This window comes from Vibrio sp. D173a (genome assembly GCF_030248475.1).
This window is the reverse complement of sequence record NZ_JAHGAH010000683.1, coordinates 1-1,165: the sequence shown is the minus strand read 5'-3', so window position 1 is coordinate 1,165 and position 1,165 is coordinate 1. Positions and strand designations below refer to the sequence as shown.

Sequence of the window (1,165 nt, the reverse complement as noted above, 5' to 3'; positions counted from 1 at the left end):
ACCGGGCACTACCATTGGTGCAATTGTACGTGGCGAAGAGGTACTTATTGCCCACGATAGAGCCGTAATCGAACAAGATGACCACGTGGTGATGTTCTTGGTTGATAAAAAATACGTCCCAGACGTTGAGTCGTTATTCCAACCGAGTCCGTTCTTCCTATAAGAACGCACCAGTAAAACATCATGGTTAACTTACGCCCCATTCTATTGGTTATTGGGTTGGTGCTCTCCAAGCTCGCTCTGTTTATGTATGTGCCGACTCTGGTAGCTTTCTTTACAGGAACGGGCGGCTTTCTAGAGTTCGGTCAATCAGTGGTGATCACCCATGTGATCGCCTTTATCTGCCTGAGCTTAGGCCGAACCGCGCACTTCCGTCTTGGGGTAAGGGACATGTTCCTGATTACCTCTTTGGTTTGGACCATCGCCAGCGCCTTTGCTGCACTGCCGTTTGTATTCATTAACCACATCAGCTTCACCGATGCCTACTTCGAGACCATGTCGGGTATTACGACTACGGGTTCAACCGTACTCAGTGGGCTGGATAACATGGCACCAAGTATCTTGTTGTGGCGCTCTATCTTGCAGTGGCTCGGTGGTGTTGGCTTCATCGTGATGGCGGTGGCGGTACTGCCGATGCTCAACGTTGGTGGTATGCGCCTGTTCCAGACCGAATCATCAGACTGGTCTGATAAAAGTAGCCCACGCGCTAAAACCGTCGCCAAGAATATCGTTGCCGTCTATCTGGTACTCACCGGATTGTGCTTTATCAGCTACCTGTTTGCAGGTATGGGGATGTTTGATGCCATCAACCACGCCTTTACCACGCTCTCGACTGGTGGCTACTCGACCTCTGACGGCTCGATGAACCACTTCTCAAACAGTGCGCACTGGGTTGGTACCCTATTCATGTTCCTAGGCGGCTTGCCTTTCCTGCTGTTTGTCAGTGCCCTACGTGGACGCAAACTCACACCGCTCTATAAAGATGCTCAAGTACGCGGCTTCACCTACCTGTTTCTGGTCTCAAGCGCTGTCATATCAATGTGGCTGGTGATTCGTGATGGCTACACCGTGATGGATGCGCTGCGCGTGTCGATGTTTAACATCGTCTCTGTGGTTACAACGACAGGTTTTTGCTTGGAAGACTTCACCGCTTGGGGCGCACTGC

1 protein-coding gene and 1 pseudogene are annotated in these 1,165 nt (G+C 51.2%); both read left to right on the top strand.

Translation table 11 applies throughout. The features are described from left to right. A pseudogene (gene trkA, locus KIV40_RS28490) lies at positions 1 to 163 on the top strand (Trk system potassium transporter TrkA); the annotation flags it as partial. A gap of 20 nt (positions 164 to 183) precedes the next feature. Then, positions 184 to 1,165 (top strand): TrkH family potassium uptake protein (locus KIV40_RS28485; RefSeq protein ID WP_285352580.1); only part of this gene is annotated, 982 nt, incomplete at its 3' end.